Source organism: Halorarius halobius, assembly GCF_024298865.1.
GTDB classification, from domain to species: domain Archaea; phylum Halobacteriota; class Halobacteria; order Halobacteriales; family Haloarculaceae; genus Halorarius; species Halorarius halobius.
In genome coordinates, this window is the sequence record NZ_CP101165.1 from 1 (window position 1) to 18,201 (window position 18,201).

Annotated in this window: 23 protein-coding genes; 11 read left to right on the forward strand and 12 right to left on the reverse strand. The window is 61.3% G+C overall.

What is annotated here, in order from left to right:
* Nucleotides 1-26: 26 nt before the first annotated feature.
* Nucleotides 27-965 carry a ParA family protein gene (locus tag NL112_RS22540; RefSeq protein WP_255153120.1) on the forward strand — a complete coding sequence of 313 codons (939 nt, stop codon included), beginning with the start codon at nucleotides 27-29 and terminating at the stop codon, nucleotides 963-965.
* Nucleotides 958-1,359 (forward strand): DUF7970 domain-containing protein, encoded by a 402-nt coding sequence (locus tag NL112_RS22545; protein ID WP_255153122.1) that lies wholly within the window; start codon nucleotides 958-960, stop codon nucleotides 1,357-1,359. The genes NL112_RS22540 and NL112_RS22545 overlap by 8 nt, the downstream gene beginning before the upstream one ends.
* A gap of 169 nt (nucleotides 1,360-1,528) precedes the next feature.
* Here the strand turns inward: NL112_RS22545 and NL112_RS22550 are convergent, their stop codons facing one another.
* Entirely contained in the window at nucleotides 1,529-1,903 is a 375-nt protein-coding gene (locus NL112_RS22550) for a hypothetical protein (RefSeq protein ID WP_255153123.1), read from the reverse strand.
* A gap of 262 nt (nucleotides 1,904-2,165) precedes the next feature.
* On the opposite strand from NL112_RS22550, the gene NL112_RS22555 reads away from it, so the two are divergent.
* Both NL112_RS22555 and NL112_RS22560 read left to right on the forward strand, forming a co-directional pair.
* The gene (locus NL112_RS22555; protein WP_255153124.1) at nucleotides 2,166-6,359 is read left to right on the forward strand and encodes a bacterio-opsin activator domain-containing protein; all 4,194 of its coding nucleotides are present in this window, start codon (nucleotides 2,166-2,168) and stop codon (nucleotides 6,357-6,359) included.
* A 174-nt stretch (nucleotides 6,360-6,533) separates the two neighbouring features.
* A complete protein-coding gene (locus NL112_RS22560; RefSeq protein WP_255153125.1) occupies nucleotides 6,534-7,100 on the forward strand; it encodes a helix-turn-helix domain-containing protein in 567 nt (188 codons plus the stop codon).
* 55 nt (nucleotides 7,101-7,155) lie between these two features.
* Here the strand turns inward: NL112_RS22560 and NL112_RS22565 are convergent, their stop codons facing one another.
* Nucleotides 7,156-7,581, reverse strand: a complete 426-nt coding sequence (locus NL112_RS22565; protein WP_255153126.1) for a HalOD1 output domain-containing protein — start codon at nucleotides 7,579-7,581, stop codon at nucleotides 7,156-7,158.
* Nucleotides 7,582-8,029: 448 nt separating this feature from the next.
* Between NL112_RS22565 and NL112_RS22570 the strand changes: the two genes are divergently transcribed.
* Genes NL112_RS22570 through NL112_RS22580 form a run of 3 tightly spaced genes read left to right on the forward strand, consistent with a single transcriptional unit; the run spans nucleotide 8,030 to nucleotide 10,053 of the window.
* Nucleotides 8,030-8,428 (forward strand): helix-turn-helix domain-containing protein, encoded by a 399-nt coding sequence (locus tag NL112_RS22570; protein WP_255153128.1) that lies wholly within the window; start codon nucleotides 8,030-8,032, stop codon nucleotides 8,426-8,428.
* A 6-nt stretch (nucleotides 8,429-8,434) separates the two neighbouring features.
* The gene (locus NL112_RS22575; protein WP_255153130.1) at nucleotides 8,435-8,791 is read left to right on the forward strand and encodes a type II toxin-antitoxin system PemK/MazF family toxin; all 357 of its coding nucleotides are present in this window, start codon (nucleotides 8,435-8,437) and stop codon (nucleotides 8,789-8,791) included.
* Nucleotides 8,788-10,053 (forward strand): tyrosine-type recombinase/integrase, encoded by a 1,266-nt coding sequence (locus NL112_RS22580; RefSeq protein ID WP_255153131.1) that lies wholly within the window; start codon nucleotides 8,788-8,790, stop codon nucleotides 10,051-10,053. The genes NL112_RS22575 and NL112_RS22580 overlap by 4 nt, the downstream gene beginning before the upstream one ends.
* Here NL112_RS22580 and NL112_RS22585 read toward each other — a convergent pair.
* Together NL112_RS22585 and NL112_RS22590 are read right to left on the reverse strand one after the other, a co-directional pair.
* Complete coding sequence (locus NL112_RS22585) at nucleotides 10,050-10,673, reverse strand: hypothetical protein (protein WP_255153133.1); 624 nt, start codon at nucleotides 10,671-10,673, stop codon at nucleotides 10,050-10,052. The genes NL112_RS22580 and NL112_RS22585 overlap by 4 nt on opposite strands.
* 14 nt (nucleotides 10,674-10,687) lie before the next feature.
* Nucleotides 10,688-11,059 carry an SHOCT domain-containing protein gene (locus tag NL112_RS22590; protein WP_255153134.1) on the reverse strand — a complete coding sequence of 124 codons (372 nt, stop codon included), beginning with the start codon at nucleotides 11,057-11,059 and terminating at the stop codon, nucleotides 10,688-10,690.
* Nucleotides 11,060-11,375: 316 nt separating this feature from the next.
* On the opposite strand from NL112_RS22590, the gene NL112_RS22595 reads away from it, so the two are divergent.
* On the forward strand, nucleotides 11,376-12,653 hold the full coding sequence (locus NL112_RS22595; RefSeq protein ID WP_255153136.1) for an RNA-guided endonuclease InsQ/TnpB family protein: 1,278 nt from the start codon (nucleotides 11,376-11,378) through the stop codon (nucleotides 12,651-12,653).
* Nucleotides 12,654-12,712: 59 nt separating this feature from the next.
* Complete coding sequence (locus tag NL112_RS22600) at nucleotides 12,713-12,907, forward strand: hypothetical protein (RefSeq protein ID WP_255153137.1); 195 nt, start codon at nucleotides 12,713-12,715, stop codon at nucleotides 12,905-12,907.
* A 133-nt stretch (nucleotides 12,908-13,040) separates the two neighbouring features.
* Here the strand turns inward: NL112_RS22600 and NL112_RS22605 are convergent, their stop codons facing one another.
* From NL112_RS22605 to NL112_RS22630, 6 genes are all read right to left on the reverse strand, one after another.
* Nucleotides 13,041-13,688 carry a plastocyanin/azurin family copper-binding protein gene (locus NL112_RS22605; protein ID WP_255153139.1) on the reverse strand — a complete coding sequence of 216 codons (648 nt, stop codon included), beginning with the start codon at nucleotides 13,686-13,688 and terminating at the stop codon, nucleotides 13,041-13,043.
* A 127-nt stretch (nucleotides 13,689-13,815) separates the two neighbouring features.
* Nucleotides 13,816-14,124, reverse strand: a complete 309-nt coding sequence (locus NL112_RS22610) for a thioredoxin family protein (RefSeq protein WP_255153140.1) — start codon at nucleotides 14,122-14,124, stop codon at nucleotides 13,816-13,818.
* 123 nt (nucleotides 14,125-14,247) lie between these two features.
* Complete coding sequence (locus tag NL112_RS22615) at nucleotides 14,248-14,601, reverse strand: SHOCT domain-containing protein (RefSeq protein ID WP_255153142.1); 354 nt, start codon at nucleotides 14,599-14,601, stop codon at nucleotides 14,248-14,250.
* A 3-nt stretch (nucleotides 14,602-14,604) separates the two neighbouring features.
* Nucleotides 14,605-15,021 carry a DUF302 domain-containing protein gene (locus tag NL112_RS22620; protein WP_255153145.1) on the reverse strand — a complete coding sequence of 139 codons (417 nt, stop codon included), beginning with the start codon at nucleotides 15,019-15,021 and terminating at the stop codon, nucleotides 14,605-14,607.
* 94 nt (nucleotides 15,022-15,115) lie between these two features.
* Nucleotides 15,116-15,469 carry an SHOCT domain-containing protein gene (locus NL112_RS22625; protein WP_255153147.1) on the reverse strand — a complete coding sequence of 118 codons (354 nt, stop codon included), beginning with the start codon at nucleotides 15,467-15,469 and terminating at the stop codon, nucleotides 15,116-15,118.
* 57 nt (nucleotides 15,470-15,526) lie between these two features.
* Nucleotides 15,527-15,847 carry a hypothetical protein gene (locus NL112_RS22630; protein ID WP_255153149.1) on the reverse strand — a complete coding sequence of 107 codons (321 nt, stop codon included), beginning with the start codon at nucleotides 15,845-15,847 and terminating at the stop codon, nucleotides 15,527-15,529.
* 315 nt (nucleotides 15,848-16,162) lie between these two features.
* On the opposite strand from NL112_RS22630, the gene NL112_RS22635 reads away from it, so the two are divergent.
* Nucleotides 16,163-16,324, forward strand: coding sequence for a hypothetical protein (locus NL112_RS22635; RefSeq protein ID WP_255153150.1), 162 nt, complete (start codon nucleotides 16,163-16,165; stop codon nucleotides 16,322-16,324).
* A gap of 16 nt (nucleotides 16,325-16,340) precedes the next feature.
* Here NL112_RS22635 and NL112_RS22640 read toward each other — a convergent pair whose 3' ends face one another.
* Together NL112_RS22640 and NL112_RS22645 are read right to left on the reverse strand one after the other, a co-directional pair.
* Nucleotides 16,341-16,862, reverse strand: a complete 522-nt coding sequence (locus tag NL112_RS22640; protein WP_255153152.1) for a DoxX family membrane protein — start codon at nucleotides 16,860-16,862, stop codon at nucleotides 16,341-16,343.
* A gap of 87 nt (nucleotides 16,863-16,949) precedes the next feature.
* Nucleotides 16,950-17,519 (reverse strand): plastocyanin/azurin family copper-binding protein, encoded by a 570-nt coding sequence (locus tag NL112_RS22645; protein WP_350356188.1) that lies wholly within the window; start codon nucleotides 17,517-17,519, stop codon nucleotides 16,950-16,952.
* Between the two features lie 326 nt (nucleotides 17,520-17,845).
* Between NL112_RS22645 and NL112_RS22650 the strand changes: the two genes are divergently transcribed.
* A complete protein-coding gene (locus tag NL112_RS22650) occupies nucleotides 17,846-18,196 on the forward strand; it encodes an ArsR/SmtB family transcription factor (RefSeq protein WP_255153155.1) in 351 nt (116 codons plus the stop codon).
* Nucleotides 18,197-18,201: the final 5 nt, after the last annotated feature.

Genomic DNA, 18,201 nt, shown 5'->3' on the forward strand with positions numbered 1-18,201 from the left:
GAGAGGGGTTGATACTGCTGAATAGCATGAGTGGCTCAGATAGTACGAATAGTATAGATAGTACAGATAGCCCGAATAGCCCATATAATTCGATACAGACCGACGGGAACTCTCGGGCGGTTTCGGTGTGTATGCTGAAGGGGGGTGTCGGCAAATCGACGATCGCTGTCAACCTCGCTCGACAGCTGGCCGCACAGGACCACGATGTGCTCCTCATCGATCTTGATCCGAACGGCCACGCATCCGTCGGTTTAGGCTTTGACGACCAGTATCACAACACCGAGGAAACCATCGGTGATGTCTTCTTCGACGATGCTGACCCGACTTCTGTTGTCTATGATACCAGCTACGAGTTCGATATTCTCCCGTCCAGCGAGGACTTAGAACAGGTCGAGCGGGAGATCGTCGTGGGCGACGTGTTCCAACCCTCTGCGCTGCTCAAGCGGGAAGTCGTCGACCCACTCCTGGGGGACACGTACGACTATATCGTCACGGATTCGCCGGCGTACCGGTCCCGACTCACGGACAACGCGCTCGTCGCGACGGCGAATCTGGTGCTTCCGCTTGCCCCCGGGAACGAGGCGATGGCCGGCCTAGAGCGGACCATCGAGCGACAGATATCACCGCTTCGGCAGCATATGGACGTCGACGTCCTGGCGCTAGTTCCGAATATGCTGAGCGGCCGTATCGACCAGCAGACACAGGATCGCCAGCTGCTTGAACGCCTCAATTCGCACGATAACCTCCAGGACCGCATCCCGAACTTCGCACGAATCACGGACTGGGAGGCCGTCGATGCCGGCGACCTCAGCCCCTCACCGGGCATACGGGACCGAACCAGCATCACGAAAGCCTACGGCGAGCGCAAACCGCTGCTGGACTACGATCCCGACTGTGACCAGCTGAAGTGTTTTGACGAGTTAGCGCACATCGTCGAGGCCGGGGAGGTGGTCCGCTATGGCTGAGGACGATCCGTTCGCCGACCTGGGGGAGACGCTCGAGGATGAACCGGATGACGAACCACAGGATACGGATGAGGCGACCGAATCGGAGACGACCGAGGAGACCTCTGCTCGGGACTCGGTCGAGCCGCGGGACCCGATGACCGATACTGCGTTCAGCTACGAGGCTGCCAAACAGCGCCCCTTCTACGCTCGTGAGGCTACGATCGAGGACTTCGACTCCTGGCTGAAGTACGAATTAGAGCGGGAACTCAACCAGCAGGGATACCAGAACATCGTCGTTCGAGAGATGACTGATGCTCTCCTACGAACTGTCGTGGAGGAAGACCTCGTTGACGAAGTGACCGACCGATTCGAACAAGCCCGCGAGTCTGCTTCTTCAGAATCGACTGAATAGTGTGCTATTCTAAAATAGAATACTATTCTACAATATCTTAACAGCAGCCTCAGAGGTGCCGAATTCCTCCTCAGTACGGTGGACTCAGCCGGGACCGCCGGCTCAGAGAAGTTGAGACTGGTGCTCTCAATGCATGAGTGCTGAGCGAGCATCAGCCGCCGTCCACTCACTACTCGTAGCTCTCGTCAATCGCGTCGACAAACTCCTCGACGCGCTGTGACCCGACGAGGATTGAGCGTCCGTTGGCTCGCTGAATCCATACCCCTCGGTTCCCACTGACATTGTAGGCGAGCTTCCCCGGCACCCAGCGAATGCCCCACCCGCCAAACTCGCGAAGTGGTCGGTACGCTCTCGGCTCATACTGGTCGATCTCCCCCCAGGTGATCCGTCGGAACGACCAATGAAGCGGCCACATCCTGATGTAGATCCCGTCGCCTCTAACCTCGGTTTCGAGGCGAAGACTGTAGAGGAACGCAGCGACGGCACCGACGATTGCGAGGCCGGGCCACGTGACGGGCCCGAACACGAGCATGAGCAGCGCCATCCCACAGAGAAGGGCCCAGAGCCATCGCTGTCGAAACTGCTGTACTTCACGGTAGACGGGTGTTGAGGACACGCTTTGCGCTTCGAACGAGGCGCTTCCGGGTGATGAGACTACCGACGGGCTACCAGAACCGACACGTCGTCCCCTGTTTCGATACCCGGTACGGCGCCGTTCTGCGGTCCGCTCGTTAGTCTTCGGGCGTTCACACGCTCTGTGGTTCTATCGACGGAACGCTTTTGCCCGCGTCCTGCGAAGTCTTCCCATGACTTCGGCCGCGCCTTCAACCGCCGACGTGCTGGAGACGGTCGACGCCCTCGGCCCGCCCGGCACGCCGGTGACGACCCCCGAGGTCGCCGAGGGATTCGACTGCACGCAGCGGACCATCTACAACCGACTCGAGGCCCTCGTCGAGGAGGGGCCACTCCTGACGAAGAAGGTCGGGGCCAACAGCCGCGTCTGGTGGCGCCCCGTCGACGCTGCTCTCCGACGAAACGGTGGCCCCTCTGCCCCCGGTGTCCCCGTCTCACTCCGAGATGGACAGTCCCCTCCGTACACCGCCGACGGCGAGATGGCCGAACGAATTCGGGAGTTCGACTGGACCGAAACGCCGCTTGGCCCGATCGAGGAGTGGCCTGCGGAATTACGGACCGCGGTCGACATCATGCTGGGGGCGGACGAAGCAATTGGCATCTACTGGGGTGACGACCTGACGCTACTGTACAACGATCTCGCGGGAGATGTCATCGGGAACAAACACCCTGACGCGCTCGGCCAGCCCGCCCGGGACGTGTTCCCGGAAGCGTGGGACACGCTCGGTCCGGTCCACGAGCAGGTGATGGCCGGAGGCGGGGCAACTCGACTCGAGGAACTGCTGCTGCCGCTCGAACGGACCGACGAGATTGAGGACATCTGGTGGGATACGAGTTACAATCCGATACCGCTCGCCGACGGGTCGGTCGGTGGCGTGTTCAACGTCGCTGTCGACGTCACCGAACGGGTACGTCTCGAGAACAACCTCCGCGAGTCCAAAGAGCAGCTCGAGGTCGCCCTCAACGCAGCGGGGATGGGAACCTGGGAGTGGGATCTCGAGACCCGAACGGTCGACGGTGACGACAGGATGCTGTCGCTGTTCGACTTGCCGCCCGCCGACGAGCCGGTCCCGGTCGAGCGGTTCCTCGCGAAGGCGTCCGACGCGGGTGCTGACCATGCCGAGGAGACGATGGCGTCCGCGTTCGACCCGGGCGAAGAGGTTCAAGACGAGGTCGAACTCGAAGGGGTCGATCCGCCTCGCTGGATCTCCTGGCGGGGCCGAGCGTCCGAGGACGACCCGACAGTTCTCCGTGGCGTCAGTTTCGACATCACCGAGCGCAAGCAGGCCGAGATCGAGCGGGAACGCGCCATGGACGCCCTCCAAGAGAGCGAGGAGCGCTACCGCACGCTGTTCGATTCGCTCAACGAGTCCATGCAGGAGGGGTTTTGCGTCGTCGAACTGCTCGAGGAGGGCGAGGCCCCCGACGAAGCCTCGAATCGGGACGAAACCGCCGCTGACCGGAGTGAGCCGGGTGACTACCGCTTCGTTGAGGCAAATCCAGCGTTCGAGGAACTGACCGGGCTGACCGACGTGGTCGGGGCCCGTCGGTCCGATCTGGACGGCGACGGCGACTTCCCCGGGTTTGACCTCTGTGCCGAGGTCGCTCGGACGGGCGAGTCCCGGCGGGTCGAGACGACCGGCGAGCCACTCGTCGACGGGTGGTTCGATGTCCGCGTGTTCCCGTACGGCGGCCCGGGCAGTCGGCAGGTCGCGGTTCTCATCGACGATATCACCGGGCGCAAGGAGGCCAACGCAGCGGTGCGTGAGAGCGAACGGCGGCTCCGACTCGCGACCGGCATCGCGGACATCGCCGTCTTCGAGTGGGACCTCGAGACAGATCGGGTAAGCGGGAACGAGCGAATGCACGAGCTGTTCGGATACGACGAGCACGAGACCATCGTCGGTGAAGAGTTGCTCGAGGAGCGCATCCATCCGGACGACATCGAATCAGTCACCGACCAGCTAGAGGAGGTGTTCGAGCCCGCCTCGGACGGGACCTACGAGTTCGAGTTCAGAGCGAGGCGTCCCGACGGGAGCGACCGGTGGGTGCGCACGCACGGCGAGGTGTTCTTCGAGGACGACGGGAACGACCGGCGGGCGGTTCGCGTCCACGGAACGGGGATCGATATCACCGAGCAGAAACAGCGCGAGGAACGCCAGGAGTTCCTGCTTCGGTTCAGCGATGCCCTGCGGGCACAGCCCGATGCGGAGTCGATCAAAGAGGAGGCCGTCGAACTGCTCGCAGAGCATCTGGACCTCGACCGCTGCTGGATCAGCGAGGTGTTCGAGGAACAGGGGTATTCCACGGTCGGCCCGGAGCAGATTCGGCCGGACCTTCCCGAGATGGGGGGTGTGTTCCAGCTTTCGGAGTACCCCGAAACGATGCGGCAGCTCGCGACGCAACCGATGGTCGTTGAGGACGCGACCAACGATCCACGCTTCTCGGACTCCGAGCGGGAGCTGCTGGCCGGCTATCACCTGCGGTCCCTGCTGGTCGCACCGCTACGGAAGGGCGAGGAGGACGTCGTCTGGGCGCTCGCAGCCGCCAATGCCGAGCCACGCGACTGGACTGACGGTGAGCGGGCGCTGCTGGAGGATGCCGCCGAACGGACGTGGGCGGCCGCGGAGCGCACTCGCGCCGAACAGGCACTGGCCGAGTCCAATCAGTCGCTCGAACGACTCAACGACGCGAGCCGCGAGCTGATCGACACCGACCCGGAGACGATCAGCGATCGCGTCGCCGAACTCGTCGTCGACATCCTCGACGTCGAGTACGCCGCACTCTGGGGGTACGACGCACAGACCGGCGACCTCGAACTGGACTCCGAACACGCAGCCCCCGGAACCGACTTCGATGCGATTCGTCCGGTGGCGGTCTCTCACGAGCAGGTTTGGGAGACGTTCGTCGGTGACGAGATCGACGTCGAGAACGCGCTCGACGTCGCCGACGGCGACCCGTGGCCGTCCGGGCTGGGCAGTCGGGTGTTCGCTCCATTAGGCCGGCACGGTGTCGTCTGTATCGGCTCGGAGGATTCCGAAACGTTCGACGATCGGCTCCTCGACCTCCTGCAGATGGTCGTCTCGACTATCAAGACCGCGTGGGACCGCGCCGAGAGCGAGCAGGAGGTGGCACGCCGCAACGAGGAGTTGACCCGCCTCGACCGGCTCAACTCGCTCATTCGCGAGATCGACAAGGCGCTCGTGGCTGCCGACACGCGCGAGGAGATCGACGAGGCAGTCTGCGAGCGACTCGCCAGCTCCGACCTCTACGAGTTCGCTTGGGTCGGCGAGCACGATCCGGCGACCGGCGTGGTCGAACCGCGGGCCTGGGCCGGTGTCGACAGCGCCTACCTCGAGGACCTCACGATCACGATCGAGGACAACCCGGCTAACCGGGATCCGGTCGCTCGTGCCGTCCGCACTGGCGACCTGCAAGTGGTCGCGGACATTGCCACGAGTAGCGACTTCGCTCCCTGGCGAGAAGCGACTCTCGAACGCGGTGTCCGATCGCTGATCTGCATTCCGCTCGTGTACGACGACGCAGCGTACGGCGTGTTGACCGTCTACGCCGACCGTCCTCAGTCCGACGAGGACGAGCGAAATCAAGACGTGCTCTCTGAACTCGGCGACACGATCGCACACACGCTCAACGCCAGGGAGACGCGAGCGACGTTGCAGACCGACAGCGTCGTCGAACTCACGCTCCGATTCGAGGACGCCGACACGCCGCTGGTTCGTCTCGCCAGAGAAGCAGCGTGTACCATCGAGCATCAGGGGTTCATCCCCCGCGCCAGCGGGAAGGCCGATGTGTACTTCATCGCCCGTGGCTGCTCACCCGAGGAGCTTCAGGCCACAGCAGAGCGCTCGCTCGCGTTCGACGACCTGGACTGTCTCACCGACGGGGCAGATGGGCCATTGTTCAGGGCGCGAGTGTCCGACCCGACGCTTGCCGCACGCGTCACTGACGAAGGGGCCGTCGTGCGCTCGATCACCATCGACGCTGGCGTTGCGACCGTCGTTCTCGACGTCCCCCATACGGTAGCGGTCCGCGAGTTCCTGGATCGGCTCCGCCAGTGGAATTCAGACTTCGAACTGCGTGCTCGCCAGTCGCGTGAGCGGCCGCTGAAGACGCGGCAAACCTTCACGGCTGCCCTCGAAGACCACCTGACGGACCGACAGCGGGAGGTCCTGCAGACGGCCTACCTGAGCGGGTTCTTCGAGACGCCACGGGTTAGTAACGGACAGGAGGTCACCGAACTGCTCGGCGTCTCACAGCCGACGTTCTCCGAACACCTGCGGGCAGCCGAACGGACCCTGTGCGAGGTCCTGTTCGAGACCGCATCGCACACCGAGTCACTAAGTTAGATACGGGCGAGTTGTCTGACCCTTATCTCTCAAACATGCTTGGGGGGGGAGTTTGTAAGATGAGGGTCAGCGCTTTCCCACCTCCATCGTCTTTCACCTGTTATGAGCCGGAGGTGCCCTTCATGGGACCGACGTCTCTTCGCTGAGAACTCATCACACGAGGTTCGATAACTAATGGATCGACCCGACAACCACGAGGCGAAAGAGGCACGCGGGGTACTGACTGTCGAGGAACGCGAAACGCTTCGCACCGCCCTCGAAATGGGGTATTTCGACGTGCCGAGGGCAACGACGCTCGTCAACCTCGCCGACGAACTTGGCAGGTCAGATGTCACGGTCTCACAGCAGATTCGCCAGGGGATGGGGACTGTCCTGCGATCCACGGACGTCCTGTCCGACCCGGCCGTCACCGCCGATGGCGGCACCGACCGTTCGCTGGATCAGATGTTCGATGCACTCAGACATCCGTATCGCCGACGCATTCTCTTGCTCGTCAGCGAGCACAACCCCCGTGACGAGGACGAGTTCTCCGTCGAGGACCTCGCCACCGAAGACGACGACCTCGAGTTGCTCACGACGGAGCTATATCACGCACACCTACCGAAGCTCGCCGAATCGGGATACATCGAGTGGGACGAGGACACACAAACGATCCGACGTGGCCCAAACTTCGACGAGATAGCGCCACTCCTCCGATTGATGCACGACCATCAGGACGAACTCCCCCACGGGTGGCCGTGACCGGTTCTACACCGCAATCTCCATCTGTCTCATTAATCAACCGTTGACAGGTTCGTTAGCCGTCGATCGTGATCGAGCCGCCAGATGTGACCGTGATCGTGTAGCCGTAATAGCCGAACCGAATATGCTGGTCCGGGTCGTCCGACTCGTGGAGATTTTCGAGAATATCGGGCCCGATCGAGTCGTAGAGCGGTGGCAGGTCGGTCGAATTGATCCCCTCTCGTTCCGCCACTGCGTCGATGATTGACGATGCGGGGAACTCCGCGTCGTCGACTTGAGCCGTCGTTCGGCGCGCGATTTTCGTGATCTCGAGCTCCCACGACTCGTCGCTACCGTCGTCGACGACTGGCCAGCCGCCTCGAACGTCGACACCGTTCGCGGCGGCTTCTGTCACGAGCCGCTGGAGTGCCTCGTGAAACTCGTCCTCGGTGGTAATGGCGAGCGGAGGCCCGTCATCTGGAGAATCCCCGGGGTTATCCATATCTCTGATTTGGGATGGCCAACGATAAACTCTGACCCCGAGGGTGTGTACATACGCACCTATTGCGGGTCCCGTGTACGTTTTCTCGCGATGGTCGGATATACACCCGATCGGTCGAGTACTGTTGGTCACCGGAGCGCTTTGGCCGTACGAGAAACAATATAGCGAAATACAGTTTATAAAATATTTATTCGGCGATTTTCATAGTACAGAGCCCTTTAGACGCTGAAATTGCCGAAATAGAACTATGCTCAAATTGGCCCTGATTATGCCAATAATCACGACCACTTTGAAGTATCCCGCCGCCGTCGGGGAAGCACGAAACGTGGAACCGCACGAAGAGAGCCTTGAACCCGGGGAAAAGCCGGCGAACACCGCCATCCTCCAGTCCGTGTCGAGGACCCTGTCGATAAGACCTAATAGCTTCTAATACAAACCAATACTCAAGATGCCCATCTCAAAAGACGAGTTCCGCTCTATCGACGAGGACGGGCCGTCGCTTCCCGATCTCGCGCCGGACACCACACAGGGTGCAGTCTATCGCTTCCTCCTCGAGCACGCCGACCAGGCGTTCCGCCAGCGGGAGATCGTCGACGCCGTCGACGTGCCCGAGGGGAGCGTCGGCCCAACGCTGAAGCGCCTCGAAGAACACGGCCTCGTCGAACACCGTGACCGGTTCTGGACGATCGCCGACGCCGAGCACGCGGTCGCGTCGGCAGGGATTCACGGCGCCGCCACAGCCGACGACATCGACGGCGGATTCTCTGACGACGATGTCGAGGCCTGGATGGAGACCGCAGTCGACCCCATCGACTCAACAACTGACCAGGCAGACGAGGAGTCGTGATGCCGGATGGCTGACCGCGGAACTGTCGTCTGGGCTCCTGATCCGTTCAAAACGGATGGTGGGAATCCCCGGCCGTGGCTGGTTGTTTCCGGCGAGCGGATGCCTTATCCCGACGAGGAGTCGATCGCCGTCGCGTTCACGACGCAGTCCCACCACGCCGGCAGCTTCGCCGTGCCGAGCGAAGCGTGGGTTCGCGGGGAACCGGACCAGCAGAGCTACGTCCTCCCCTGGACTGTCGCCACACTGAAAGACGACCTCCACGTCGTCGGCCGGCAGGGCTCGGTCACCGACGAGTTCACCGACCAGGTTACGACGGCCACGATCTCCTACTTGGACAATTCGGAGGGTTCTGACTCCGCATGATCGACGACACCACCGGACAGGAACCTGGAGCACGGCCGTTGCGGAGTTCCTTCGACCGCTATCTCCAAGACAAGGGCAAGGGGCGCGGCGGCGAGGGTGGAAACTACCGCCGGAACGCCGCCCGCGAGCTCGATCGGTTCGCTGAGTGGGCCGCCGGCGAACGCGGCGACGAGGATTGGACCGGGATCACTCCCGAGGACGTCGACCGCGATCCAATTTTCGCCGACCTCAACGAGCGAGTTTTCCGCGAGTACGCTCGGCACCTTTCTGGTGACCGGGGGCTCAAGCAGAACACGGTCCAGACCTACTACGCATACATCTCGGCGTGGTGTGGCTGGTGCGTCAACGAGGGGTATCTCGAAGCACACTACGCCCAGCGGGCGAGCGCGACCGCGCCGCTCCCCGACGACGACGGACGGAAGCCTGGTGACCAGCAGGCCTGGACGCCCGAGCAGCGACACGCCCTCACCCGACACGTCGACGAGCAGGCGCGTGAAGCCATCGAGGCATACACCACCCTTCCCGGTGACGTGGATTCTCTCGACAAGCAACGAGCCCGATACGTGGCGCTGAAGGCGGCTCGCGACCGGGCGCTCGTGGTCGTCCTCGCGTACACAGCTGTCCGTGTGGGAGAACTCCTCCGTGATTCTGACGACCCGCGACGCCGTGGCGTCCGGTGGGAAGACATCTCTCTTGAAGACGGAAGCATGGACGTCTATCGCAAGAAGCAGCAGTGGGACGCTGCGTCCCTTCCTGATCCCGTTATCTCCCCGCTGCGGAGCTACCAGAAACTGATGGACCCGCCAACGGACCGGTGGCCCGTGTTCCCGACGTTCGACCAACGGAGCTTGGCGAACGTAGTTCGAGAGGAATTGACTGATCGGGGCGAACACGCCGAGGCTATACAGGAACGGCGAGACGCCTACACGAGGGATTTGCTATTGGCGCTTGAAGAGGATATCCGCCCGGCATCGATTACCACCGATGGCGCTCGTTCGATTCTTCGGCGGCTCACGGATACAGCTGGTATAGAGATCGCTCATCCGAAGCACGAGTATCTCGCTCCACACGGCGGGCGTCGCGGGATGGGCGAGGTCCTCGTTCGGGCCTTCGGGTACACAGTCGCCGCCCGGTATCTAGACAACTCCGAGGAGATGGTTCGGGAACGGTATTCCCACATCGAAGCCGGAGAACTCGGCGACGTAGCGACCGAGGCCCTCGACGAGATAGATCCAGTTTCAGGAATTGGCGACGACAGTTAGCTCTCCCGTCCTGATCGACGATATCCCTCGTAGAGGGCCGGCAGTCCCAGCGGGAGTGCTAAGGCCCCGAATCCGATAAGTACGTACTTGCTTTGCTGTTTTCGCTGGATAGTGAGGAGCGTGGCTACGACGCCGAGAAGCGCGATTGCGTAGGCTGCGTTGCTCCAGATGACCTCGTAGGTCGAACAGTACAGCCAGCAAACGAACGTGTAGGCGGGGGCATTCCAGGTCGGTGGGTGAAGCTTCGGCCAGAAAAACCGACAGTACGTGGTCCAAGCCAGCATTGCGACAGTCGGCAACCCTACGAGCCACACCGCTGGTCCCCGATTTGAGTCACCGTATCGCTTGTATCCCGCTAGGAACAGGGCCGGAAAGCAGAAAACCCACAGCCAGATTCCAACCGTGTAGGTGATGGGCCAGTGTTCGATTCTCGGTTGCGTGAGTGGGAGTTGCAGCGACTGGGGAAGCGTCGCCCACGGGAATGACGGGTCGGGAACGGGATTCGTGAACAGGGCGACGAGACAGAGAACCGTCCCGAGTACCAGTCCATAGAGCCCAGCCGTCGTGTATTGCTGTATCCGAGCCGGGAGTGACGGTGGTGTTTCTCCGACGGTGTCCATAGATGGATTTCGAGTTAGGAATCTTGTTCGAGTGCCTCTTTCCGCTGTTCGTACTCTTCGTCCGTGAGATCGCCACGAGCGTAGGTGAGTCGGAGTTCCTCGAGGGCTTGATCGGTCTCGCTATTCGAGGTGGCCACCGCGCGATAGATGAGGTACCCTGCGCCGACGATGGCAGCGATGAACAGAAGCTGCATCAGTAATCCGACGAGGACCATCCATCCGGGGACTGTTCCGTCACCCCACATATGACCACCCCACATTCCACCCATCATCGGGCCGAACCCCATCATCCCGAATCCCATGAAGAGGACGGGGAGAATGAGGAGGGCCCCGAGGACGACGAGGACGATGGTGACGAGCTGGTTGTCGGTTGAAGTAGTTGGCATGATTATCTCCTGAGAGTGTTCTCGGTTGAATATAGGGTTTCCTACTTGATGCTCGTTTCTCTTTATAAACCAAGGCTCAGAGGTGCTGATACTTTTGAGATATTGGATCTATTCTACGGATTCCCACCGAAGGAGAGGGTCAACAGCGACCGGTCGACGGCGCTGATACATCGAAGGAACTCTCTAAGCGGAGCAGGCCGAGTGCCTCGGGGCTTGACCCTGAGGGTGAAGGCCGTAAGCTCAGGTGGGTGTTCCACTTTCACTGTGGATGGCTGGCATTCAAGATAATCGCATTACTCCACTAGTACTGGAGCGAATGATCGACGCACAGGCTCTCGTCAAGACGCTCGACTTCCAACTCGACATCCAGAGTGATAACGAGGGCCTGCTGTCCGACGCCACACTTGAAGCACGGTGGGCGTACAACGAAACCATCCGACTTGCCAAAGAAGGTGTGGACTGGGACGCTATTCCCGACAGGGTAGCCGACGACGCTGACCTCGTGAAGAACACTACTCAGCGTGTCGTTGCGAAGGCACTCGGTGCGATGGAGAACTACTACGAATACGACGACTTCGGCCAGCCGAGCCACACCAAGGGCGGAACGTACCCGCTTCGTGCGAACTACGAGGAGGGGTACAACCTGTCGCTCACCGACAACGGCGACGTGGCGTTCCGAATCAGCGCGAAGCCGTACAAGCACGTCACGGGCGTTCTCGAAGGCGACGACGCCCACCTCGACGTTCTCAAAACCGCACTCGAAAGCGACAAGTGGAAGATTGGGACGGCGGAAGCCCTGTTCCACAACGACAACCCCGAATTGCACGTCAATGTCACCAACACCAAGCAGACCGTTCGAGACAAGCAGGACTCACGAACGGTCGTCGGCGTGGACGTGAATGAAGACAACGTGGCTCTCACCGCGCTCTCCGAGGATGGCATTGAGGACTCGTTGGTTATCGACTTCCCCGAAATCAAGTTCGAGCGTCATCGCTCCTTCACGATGCGGAAGCGCGTGCAGAGCGCGGGGAAGTCGAGTATGCACGACACGTTGGAAGGACGTGAGGAACGGTTCGTCCGCGACAGGCTCCACAAGGTGAGTCGTCACATCGTGGAGTGGAGCCGTCAGTTCGAGAAACCGTGCATCGTCTTTGAAGACCTCAAAGAGATGCGCGACAGTATTGACTACGGTACGCGGATGAACCGACGTTTGCACCACCTCCCGTTCCGCGCCCTTCAGTTCTATACCTCGTACAAGGCGTCGTTCGAGGGGATTCCGACTGGCTGGATTGACCCGTACAAGACGAGTCAACGGTGTTCGCTGTGCGGGCACGCCCAGCGTGCGAATCGGAACAAGAAGCGGTTCAAGTGTCGGTCGTGCGGGCATCAAGACCACAGCGACCGTGGTGCAAGCGTCAATATCGCCGTGAAAGGTATCGAGAAGCATCAGGACTGGAATGTGCCTGCTCTCAACAGCCTTCCCCAAGTGCGGAAGGTGCGACGGCGGGCATCGGGGGCCGTGGACGCCCCGACCGTGACCCACGACGCCGTTCGAGGCTATCAGACCGATGGTATCGTGGGAGTGTCCGATTAAACCACGGGAAGCCTCGGGGCTTGACCCCGAGGCGGTTCACGACCGTCGCAACACCTGATATGGACGAGACGTGTACGTACTGTGGGTCGCGTATTTTCGATCACGACCCTATCTGTGTTCGCGACTGTGACGACGACTGTGGCTCGCCCGAGTACTTCTGCAATTATGCCTGTCTCTCGACGTATATCGACGAGAACGATCTGACGACAGGGAATGCGTGTGCGTGGTCACCCGACGGCGGTGATTGCTGTTAATCAGGCTTCTTGCCGTGCTCTCGGTCGGCGCAGGGGTGAGTCCCCTCAGCAGCAGGCGGCGGTATCAGTCGACTACTGTATGTCGGCGGCCCACAGCCGTCAGACCCTCCACACGCACAGGCCCTGCCAGCCATCAGTTCTCTTGATTCTGTACCAATCGTTCACGGCGTCGCTGGAACTCCACTTCGTCGATTTCGCCGCGAGCGTATCGACGTTTGAGGGTTTCCATCGCGGAATCGTCACTTTCGGCGGGTGCATCACCTCGTCCGAGTGCCCAGTAGAGGAGTCCGCCTACTAAGCCGAGCATCCCGAGTGCTCCGCCGACGAACGGCAGCCCGCCGAACCAGCCACCGTTTCGGCCATTTACCATTCCAGGACCAGACCCCATCCCATGACCCATCATTCCGCCATCGGAGCTCCCATCACCGCCGGTGTTGGTTCCATACTCTATCGCGCCCTGTTCGACGATCGCGTCACTCTCGGGCACATCACCGTTCGGAATCGGACTCGTTTCGGCTGGCCCGCCGGGGCTCCCGACGACAATGCGACCGACCATCCCGACGGATTTGTGCGGGATGCAGTAGTAGTCGTACGTGCCCGGTTCCTCGAACGTGTACTCGAAGGCTCCTGACGAGATGGTTCCACTGTCGAATGCGCTGGCGTCGGCCGGAATCCGGTTCTCGTAAGCGGTCGCCGAGTGGGCTCCGGCCGCTAGCTCGAAGCGAACGGTCGTGCCGGGGTCGACGTGGAGCCCGATCGGGTCGAAGTAGTTGTTCCCCATCCTGACGACGGGTGTCTCCTGTGCAGCGACTGGCCGGGTGAGTCCCGCAGTCGCGACTGTGCCGGCCCCGAGCGCGCCCAGAAACTGGCGTCTACTGTAGTTTGTCATTGTAGCTGTTTGGCTTCTGTTATCCGAGGATGATGCTGGCGAGCCGGTTCGCGAGGCCGGGTGATTGCTTGCCGGCGCTCTCGATGGCTGCCTCCAGTTCGTCCCGGTCGACGATGCCGATGAACTCGGCAGTTCTCTCCCCGTTCGCATACACAAGCGTCGTGGGGGTTTTTCGGACACCGTACTCCTCGGCTGTCTCCAGATCGGTCTGGATGTCGACCTCGCGGAATTCGACATCCGGATACGCATCTTCGATGCCCTCGTTTTTCTCGCGCTGCGTTGCGCATGCTCCACAGGTCTCCTGCGTGAACAGGATTACTTCCGTCATAGTAGCTAGTATGGTCTTGTGCCTTTAGCACATTTCTATTTACATCCGAAAGCTGTGAGGGCCACAGATTTCGGATTCCAAGGGGGCGGACGTGAGTAACGCCGGAGGTTGGTGATCGGACCGTCACTCCGAGCGTTCGAGCCTGTCCCGGCGCGCCTCAAACTCTTCCTCGGTGAGATCTCCGCGGGCGTATGCCATACGCAGCTCCTCCATTGCAGGATTTCGCGACGACTGCGATGCCGTCACGCGACGGAAGACGAGGTATCCTCCACCGAGCAGGAGGAGGAGGAAGATCAGCTGGATGAGCATCCCGACGAGTGGCCACCAGCCGCTGGTCGTCCCGTATCCACCCATCATTCCACCGTATCCCATCATCCCGCCGAATCCCATCCCCATCGTGAGCATGGGGAGGAAGATGATCGCCCCGAGGATGAGGAGGACGATGGTTGTGGTGTCGAGTTGGTTTGATGATGCCATGGCTCAAATCTCGGCCGATGATTCGAGTTCGTCCGCGACACTGGCAAGAACGCGTTCGAACCGGTCGTGGACCTCGGTCGCGATCGAGTCGAGCGCCTCGTTGTCGGCGATGCCGACGAGCTGTTGCGGGTCGATGGCGCTCACCGTGATGTCGCCGTCGTCCGTCTCGTAGACGATGACGTTACACGGGAGAAGCGCGCCGAGTTCGATCTCCTCGTTCAGGCCCTCGTGTGCGAGTCCCGGGTTGCACGCGCCGAGGATGCGGTACTGTCGGAACTCCTCGCCGAGTTTTTCCTCGAACGTCGCCCGGACGTCGATGTCACACAGGACGCCGAATCCTTCGTCTTTGAGCGCGTCGATCGTTGTCTCAACTACGTGGTCGAAGTCAGCGGACACGGACATTTGTATTGTATAGTCCATACAATATTGTATACGGAGGGTTGACTTAAGGATGTGGTTCCGGGAGCAGTCGTCACGGGTGGAGTCTCCAGTGTTGGAACTGGGACCGAATGGCTCATTTGGACCGTTCCAGCTGTTCACGCCGCCGCTCGAATTCATCATCAGAGAGTTCGCCACGGGCGTAGCGGGCTTTAAGGACTGATAGCGGTCGCTCATCATTCCCATCGGTTTCTCGGTTGAGAAGCGCAAAGACGAGGTAGAGCGGAACGGCGATGAGGAGCCCCATCCAGAGGAGTCCCCAGAGCCCCATTGCTCCGCCGAAGAGGCCCCAGCCGCCGCCCATCATGCCGCCGCCGTAGCTCACACTACCGTGGGCAGCAGCCGTTTCAGTCGCCGCGACCAGCAGCGGGACTGCGAGGATCCCGAGTCGACGAGCAGTGCGTCCGATGTGAGTGGTGAGTTGCGTCATTATCTTGCGTTGGTGAATCGCGGTGTTCAGTTGGAGCGATCGAAACGGTCAGGACCGTCAGCAGTGGCCCTGCCCGTACATCCCGCGGTCGTGGTCGTCGTCAGCCCCGCCGTGGTATTTCTCGTCAGCCATGTCCTGGGCCATCTCGTCGACGGTCACACCCATGTACGACTCCATCCACTCGACAGCGCCCGGACCCATGTGTTCGCTCATCTGCGTTTCCATCCAAGTGGCCCATTCATCTGCGGTGGCATTGTCAGTGGGCGGGTCGTCTGCAGTCGTGTCGGTACCGTGTGCGCTGACCACGGGCGCGGCGAACGCGAGTCCGACGATCGCGAGTGCCACGAGCAGCCAGCCGCCGAGTTTGAAGTTGGTCATTGTCCTTCTCCTCGGTTACTCGTAGGACCGCCCAGGAGTTATCCCGATGGGTGTGAACTCGGGAAGGAGAACGTTCGAGAACGTGTATAGAGCGCTCTAACCGTTTCTCAGAGACACGACCGTTCACGAATGCCGAATTCGGCGGCGTCGAGTGAAGCGCCTCAACGGGGCCGCTGTAGACGTGCGCCTGTCCCCTCACGGACGAGTTCCCAGCGATACGAGGATCTCACGACCCATGCGGGAGAGTCCCCATACGAGGAGGACAAGGAAGCCGAGCGCGATAACGTGCGCTCGGAGGCGAGGGGTGAAAGACGTGTGGACGACCACAACGCCGAGCCCGGGGACGCGTTCGGTGAAGTGAGCGCTTCCGAGGAGCGTCTCGACGACGCCCATCACCACCAGCCCAAGGAGGACGAGACCGAGACCGGTGGCGAGCGCTGCGTCGTCGAGCCAGCCGTAGTCCGAGTGTGGTGGTGACGTGTCCATCATTTCCTCAGCCGAGTAGGTACCGCAGCCACGGTCTGTTTCGCACGAGATCGGTCGTCTCCAGATATGAGTCGACACCCCAGACACGCCCGGCACCGAAGACGATGATCGTCACGAACAGGACGAGCCCCATCAACTCGCCGTTGACGAGCCCGCGGCGCCAGTGTTCGGACCCGAAATAAAAGAAGAAGAGCATGAACGCGCCGAAAAACGCGGCCGTTCGAGTCAGAAGACCGAGAATCAGCCCGAGACCGATCAACACCTCGCCGGCCGGGACGACGAGTTCAACGGCCGCTTCCGTCGCGCCGCCTGCGAACGCGTTGAGAACGGGCGAAACCACCGTGCCCGTCTTTTCCAGAAACCAGCTGGCCCGGAACCGGCCCGGGGCGACGTACTTGTTCAACCCTTCGTGGAGGAACCACCACCCCACGAGCAACCGGAGAAAGACGAGCCAGTAGCCCGTCAGCGTCCCCGAGAGCTCGAGTGTATACTCTCGACCGAGAATAGTCGTCTGAAGCTGTTGTCTCATGGATGAGCGGGTCGTCAACCGGCGAGGCGTGTCGCGCCGCGAATTGGTGGGTGGTTCCGCTCCGAACCTCGGTGTGTTTCGCTTTGGCTACGTTTCGGTGTGCGTTTCCTCTTCGTGATCGTGACCGTCGTCAGTGTGAGTCTCTTCTTCGGTGTGCGTTTCCTCTTCGTGCCCGTGCCCGTCCTCGGTGTGGGCCTCTTCCTCCTCGTGGCCCTCACCCATGATCTCCCGAACCATGGTGTTGAGTTCCTCGAGTTTCCCATGCACTTCCTCGGGTTTGTTCTCCGGCATCGCCTGGAGCGCCCGCTGGTCTTCGAGGTGGGGCTTCCCGACGATGACGGTGGCCATCATTCCGAACTGCTCGTGGGGTTTACAGAGGTAGTGGTAGACGCCCTCGGTCTCGAAGGTGTGTTCGAACGTTTCGCCTTCCTCTGACAGCGTTCCGCTGTCCCAGGCCTCCGTCCCCTCGGGAACGAGTCGCGGTTGGTCGTTGCCAGGGTGGTACGCGGTCGCGGTGTGCGTGCCGCTCTCGAGTCGCCACGTGACCGTTCCGCCGGGCTCGACCCAGGTGACGTGAGGGTCGAAGTGATACTCGGTCGAACCCTCGGTTCGCGCCGTGTTCACCGCCACCTCGCGGGATGCCTTGGGTTCGCTCACCGTGTCGTGACCGTGGGCCTCTTCTCCGTGGCCGGGGTGATCGTCTCCGCCGGATTCTCCGTCCTCCGTGGAGGCGTCCCCTGTTGGCTGTCCGCCCGAGCCACTCGATGCGCCAGTACAGCCGGCCAGTCCAGTAACAGCTAAACCGGCGGTTCCTTCGAGCAGTCGCCGTCGAGTGAGTCGTTGATGGTTCATAGCACCGGTCACCTTACAGTTCGAGATAGGAGGACTGGGGACATAGGGGGGCTTCCTGTTTTGCACGCGACGCAAAACTGTTCCTCATTTAAGCATCTCCGAGTAAGTACCTCGTATTGCGAGGAATAGCCGTGTCCACTGACGACCACTCCGACGAGCTTCTGGAACTGCTCGGTCAAGAGCGCGTCCGGCAGATTCTAGCCGCGACGAGCCGCGACCCCAGATCGGCAAAAGAGCTCAGCGAGGAGTGTGACGTCGCCCTTTCGACCATCTATCGCCGAGTCGAGGACATGGTCGCCAGCGACCTGCTCGTCGAGCGGACACGGATCGAAGCAGACGGAAGCCATCATAGCGTCTACGAGGCGAACGTCGATCACCTCGACGTCGATATCGAGGACGGAACCATCGACGTCAGCGTTCACGTTCGTGAGGACGCCGCCGAGCGGTTCTCACGCATCTGGAGCGACATCCGGGAGAGTTGAACAAA

Bases quoted from the DNA above. Each gene is read 5' to 3' on its own strand.
- NL112_RS22540 (WP_255153120.1), top strand. From the start codon at position 27: ATGAGTGGCTCAGATAGTACGAATAGTATAGATAGTACAGATAGCCCG.
- NL112_RS22545 (WP_255153122.1), top strand. From the start codon at position 958: ATGGCTGAGGACGATCCGTTCGCCGACCTGGGGGAGACGCTCGAGGAT.
- NL112_RS22550 (WP_255153123.1), bottom strand. From the start codon at position 1,903: ATGGCGCTGCTCATGCTCGTGTTCGGGCCCGTCACGTGGCCCGGCCTC.
- NL112_RS22555 (WP_255153124.1), top strand. From the start codon at position 2,166: ATGACTTCGGCCGCGCCTTCAACCGCCGACGTGCTGGAGACGGTCGAC.
- NL112_RS22560 (WP_255153125.1), top strand. From the start codon at position 6,534: ATGGATCGACCCGACAACCACGAGGCGAAAGAGGCACGCGGGGTACTG.
- NL112_RS22565 (WP_255153126.1), bottom strand. From the start codon at position 7,581: ATGGATAACCCCGGGGATTCTCCAGATGACGGGCCTCCGCTCGCCATT.
- NL112_RS22570 (WP_255153128.1), top strand. From the start codon at position 8,030: ATGCCCATCTCAAAAGACGAGTTCCGCTCTATCGACGAGGACGGGCCG.
- NL112_RS22575 (WP_255153130.1), top strand. From the start codon at position 8,435: ATGGCTGACCGCGGAACTGTCGTCTGGGCTCCTGATCCGTTCAAAACG.
- NL112_RS22580 (WP_255153131.1), top strand. From the start codon at position 8,788: ATGATCGACGACACCACCGGACAGGAACCTGGAGCACGGCCGTTGCGG.
- NL112_RS22585 (WP_255153133.1), bottom strand. From the start codon at position 10,673: ATGGACACCGTCGGAGAAACACCACCGTCACTCCCGGCTCGGATACAG.
- NL112_RS22590 (WP_255153134.1), bottom strand. From the start codon at position 11,059: ATGCCAACTACTTCAACCGACAACCAGCTCGTCACCATCGTCCTCGTC.
- NL112_RS22595 (WP_255153136.1), top strand. From the start codon at position 11,376: ATGATCGACGCACAGGCTCTCGTCAAGACGCTCGACTTCCAACTCGAC.
- NL112_RS22600 (WP_255153137.1), top strand. From the start codon at position 12,713: ATGGACGAGACGTGTACGTACTGTGGGTCGCGTATTTTCGATCACGAC.
- NL112_RS22605 (WP_255153139.1), bottom strand. From the start codon at position 13,688: ATGGGGAACAACTACTTCGACCCGATCGGGCTCCACGTCGACCCCGGC.
- NL112_RS22610 (WP_255153140.1), bottom strand. From the start codon at position 14,124: ATGACGGAAGTAATCCTGTTCACGCAGGAGACCTGTGGAGCATGCGCA.
- NL112_RS22615 (WP_255153142.1), bottom strand. From the start codon at position 14,601: ATGGCATCATCAAACCAACTCGACACCACAACCATCGTCCTCCTCATC.
- NL112_RS22620 (WP_255153145.1), bottom strand. From the start codon at position 15,021: ATGGACTATACAATACAAATGTCCGTGTCCGCTGACTTCGACCACGTA.
- NL112_RS22625 (WP_255153147.1), bottom strand. From the start codon at position 15,469: ATGACGCAACTCACCACTCACATCGGACGCACTGCTCGTCGACTCGGG.
- NL112_RS22630 (WP_255153149.1), bottom strand. From the start codon at position 15,847: ATGACCAACTTCAAACTCGGCGGCTGGCTGCTCGTGGCACTCGCGATC.
- NL112_RS22640 (WP_255153152.1), bottom strand. From the start codon at position 16,862: ATGAGACAACAGCTTCAGACGACTATTCTCGGTCGAGAGTATACACTC.